Here is a 3,884-nt window from a genome sequence, read left to right on the forward strand (position 1 = left end):
CATAAATCATTCCGGATTGCTGTATTTATGGTTAACACTTGATTAGTAAGGAAAAAAAATGGGCGTTGGTAAAGCGCGTGTATGATATTAATCTTAATTCTTTAGGAGTCAACCCACCCGCGTGCCCCTCCCAGGAGGGGAAGTCAGTCGGAGCGAGTCAGGAGGGAAGAAAGAAGAAGAAACCCCGAGTAAAAGGAGAAAGTTTTTTGGTCGCGTAAAGGTCACGGAGTTCTATAGCGCTCTTATCCAGACATGATATCATACCTCAAATTACCAACGCCAAAAAATGAAATATACTGATGTTTATATTGAGTTTAAAAATGAAAATATTTACATAGAATAATATTTTACTGGAGAAGGAATAACTGATGAGTTAATCAGATTAGATCTTATTAAAAGTGATATTATTTTTGCTTTTAAAGCTCCAGATGTGAGAAAGTTTACTGAGTTTGCTATGAGTTAAATTTTAATTGGAAAAATTTACTCCTATAGAAAGTTTTGAGGTGTGCCTTACACGAGATAAAATAATCATGTAAACCCAATAATTTTTTGCTATGTCTTCAGAAAAAACTTCCACAACTGCATCCACTACTGGAGCAGATGCTGTGGATGAGGCGATCGCTAAAGGAATAGATTTAGATGGTTCTGCTATCCCAACAGAAAAGCTCGACCTTTATCACAAGGTAATGGCATTAGAAGGTCAACGACAACGGAGTGGGGTTAGTAATACAATGCGGTCTCGTATTGTGCGTATTGGGGCGAAGCATATTTCCCAGGAAGAGTTAAATCAAATGTTGAAAGATGCAAATTTTGCTCCACTTAAAGAGAAAGAAATTGCTTTTTATTATGGTGGGAAATAAAAATAGTTTGTAGTTAGTATTTTAATGTTTTTGTTTCAGGGTTTGATAATTGTTATCTCTAAATTTTGAATCCTGACAGGAGGGGGAAGCATTCGGAAAGAAAATCTAGAGTTTATACTTTTAGTTACTGCCTGAATGTTAGCCCCTACAGAATATTTTCAACTAGGTAAACAGGGGATTTTTTCTATAGCACTCCGTCTTTTGGCGTTTGACAATAAATTTTGGTTGTAAGGGAACACCGGAGTAGGGAACAGGGAACAGAAGAATGTCAAGAGCGTATTTGCGTAGCGCTATATCTTCAAAATGATCGGGTTTATCAAAATATATTGATTTTTGGTATTACATCAATTTGCAAAAAGAATGTTACGAATAATAAGTGCGATTAAAAGACTTGACAGGAGATATCTCTTTGACGAAAAAGATAATTTACAACCTAAAAAATGGAATCGAAGCCATTCATTCTGACTCGGTCCTCCTAACTTCCCCTCCTGGGAGGGGTTAGGGGTGGGTTGACTCCTAAGAAATAACCTATTGATTTGTAGTAAATATTTATCAAACTGGTATTACTTTTAACTTTTGACTTTTGACTTTTGCCTTGCGCAAAGCACTATAACTGTAGGATGCTTCAACAACACACCCTACATTTTTCTGAAATAAAACTACCCCTAACTATTCAAATTCATCTGCTGTCTTAAATCATCAAGTGGAGATACTTCTTCACTCTCCAATAATTTCTCATTTTCATCACTTACTACATCCAAATCATCCCCATTTTTCCCAAAATTAAACCCATAAATAATTGGCAATTGTCGCTCATTCAATAACATCGTCCGTAAACAACTATTAATACTAGAAACCAACTGATTATAAACCCCTATTTTCTCCTCAACCTCACTTTGTAAACGTAAATTTCGTTGAATTTTTTCCGCAGCTTCAGTCTCCAAACTTTTCTCTAAATATTCCCGCGCTTGATTATATTGCTGCATAATATCTTCCCCTTGTTTTTCCGCCATAGGTAATAAATGAGTCTTCAAAGTTTGATTCAAAGTCTGACGAAAAGTCTGTCGAATAGTCCTAGAAACTTTCGGCTCAAAATCCAACTTCAACAATTGCCTAATTGACGGTTCAGCTTCTACCATACTGCTACAATCAAAACTTTGAGAAGTCTGCAACAAAGTCTGCCGAAACTGATAGATAGAAAAAGTTCCTTCATCATAAAAACGGGGACTTTCTCGCACAAACCTGTCACATTCTATCCGCGCCGCACTTATTAATGCCGTAGTAACTACTTTTTTTACTTCCTTTAAATGTTGTTCAATACCTCCATCATTCCCCAACAAACGATAAAGTTGTCGATAATATTCTGACTTACGAACTCGGTCAATTAAACGTTGGAAAAATCCACTTACCACTGACTCGGTAGAATCAACTAAAATATCCTCCAATTGATTGGCTAAATAATAAAGTGCTTCGACCAAAACTGCTAATAAAGGTGCCGTTGCATTCCGTGGATGATTAATAGTTGCCCTACTATAAGCAGCTTCTACAGAAAAAGTATCTAACAGTTCATCTAAACGACGAATCATTCGAGATTGGAGTTGATTAAAATCTGCTTCAAAAGCATCACATTTATTTGTGACTAGCAAATTTACTTCCTCAGAAATATGTTGATTAAATCCTTCGCCCACTTCCTGAAGTTGAGAATTCAACAATGATAATTCCTGGATTTTCATTGCCTCTATTTCCTGAGGTTGACTCGCCAAGTTTTGTTGAGTAGCTAAATAATTTTTCTGTAATTGAATACAGATATTTTGCAAATCATCTGCCAAATTTGCAAATAATTGTGGACGTTTCTCCTCCTTCAGATACCGAGTAATTCCATCCCTAAATTCTTCTATTCCACTATCTTTTATTAATTGTTCGATTAACGGTTTTCCCCACTCACCTAAAATCCGGACATAATTTTCATTAGGTGACTCAAAACCATGAATACTCACCGGAAAGTTACTAGGAAGTTTGCGAGAAGTACCACAATAATTGTTAAAAGCATAGACAAATTGTGGCGTTTCCTCCTCCTCATCTAAACCTTTAACACTATTAGCAAATATAGTATCTAAACCAAAGCGATCGCCTGCACTTGCTTCTTTAATTAAACTGCCATAAAAACCTAACAACCCACTGGTCTTATAAATCCTTTCTGTATCCCGAAAATCAGAAATAATCAAACTTTCTAATCGTTGTCTGAGTTGAGAATTGTACCAAGTTTCATCAATACGATTAAACACATAAAAAACCCGGTCTCTAATTCCAGGATTTTCTCGCATTTTTTCCAGTAATTCTGTTTCTTCAGTTGTCATATCTCCCGCAGCAGCAGCTTTTAAAACACAAACAACCGCAGAAGTTTCTGGATGCTCTATTTTGTCATAAGTAATTTGAGCATCTTTTTCTACTGGCGCATCAATTCCTGGAGTATCAATAATTACATTTCCATCTTCTAAAAGAGGATGATGACAATAATATTCTACTCTCTTCAACACAGCACTATTCATCCCCCGTCGTGCATAACTTGCCGCTTCTTTCAGGTTAGAAAAGTTAAACTGCTCCATAGAATAAATAGCATTTTCGGCAGAATGAATACATTCCTTATTCGCCTCAAAACCATCTACTAATAATTTCAATGCTTTTGCTTGTTTAGCCCGCTCCGATTTATTTTCGCCACCTTCATTTTTAATAATTGCGTCGCATTGTTCCCTAATAATTTGGATTACCTCTGGTTGTTGAATATTAGCATTGGAGTCTAAGCCTAATTCCTTTCGTAAAATTGCTACTTGTTCTTGAATTTCTGCCCCGCTTAAAAATGTTAAAACTACTCGTTCTTTTTCAGGTTCGGCATATTCAATATAACATTCTGTTCCTGTAGCGTGTCCCTCGGCACTATAAAGTAATTCTCTTCCTAATAAAGCATTAATTAACATTGACTTACCCGCACTAAAAGCTCCCGCAAATACTATTTCAAATTTGGGA

At 36.1% G+C, this 3,884-nt stretch carries 4 protein-coding genes; 3 read left to right on the plus strand and 1 reads right to left on the minus strand.

The genetic code is table 11. The features are described 5' to 3' along the window. Positions 1 to 38 precede the first annotated feature (38 nt). The 3 genes from F6K13_RS22635 (at position 39) to F6K13_RS22640 (ending at position 860) form a co-directional block, all read left to right on the plus strand. Complete coding sequence (locus tag F6K13_RS22635) at positions 39 to 218, plus strand: hypothetical protein (RefSeq protein ID WP_287288448.1); 180 nt, start codon at positions 39 to 41, stop codon at positions 216 to 218. Positions 219 to 361: 143 nt separating this feature from the next. Next, complete coding sequence (locus tag F6K13_RS35345) at positions 362 to 463, plus strand: element excision factor XisI family protein (protein WP_124143573.1); 102 nt, start codon at positions 362 to 364, stop codon at positions 461 to 463. A 91-nt stretch (positions 464 to 554) separates the two neighbouring features. Continuing rightward, positions 555 to 860 (plus strand): DUF4090 family protein, encoded by a 306-nt coding sequence (locus F6K13_RS22640; RefSeq protein WP_124143556.1) that lies wholly within the window; start codon positions 555 to 557, stop codon positions 858 to 860. Between the two features lie 665 nt (positions 861 to 1,525). On the opposite strand, the gene F6K13_RS22645 is transcribed toward F6K13_RS22640, so the two are convergent. Continuing rightward, positions 1,526 to 3,884, minus strand: a 2,359-nt coding sequence (locus F6K13_RS22645) for a dynamin-like GTPase family protein (RefSeq protein WP_287288450.1), incomplete at its 5' end; no start/stop codon positions are given.

The sequence above is a fragment of the Okeania sp. SIO2B9 genome, from assembly GCF_010672505.1.
In the GTDB taxonomy this organism is placed as follows: Bacteria; Cyanobacteriota; Cyanobacteriia; order Cyanobacteriales; family Microcoleaceae; genus Okeania; species Okeania hirsuta.

Coding starts and splice junctions, on each gene's coding strand:
- F6K13_RS22640 (WP_124143556.1), top strand. CDS start 555: ATGTCTTCAGAAAAAACTTCCACAACTGCATCCACTACTGGAGCAGAT.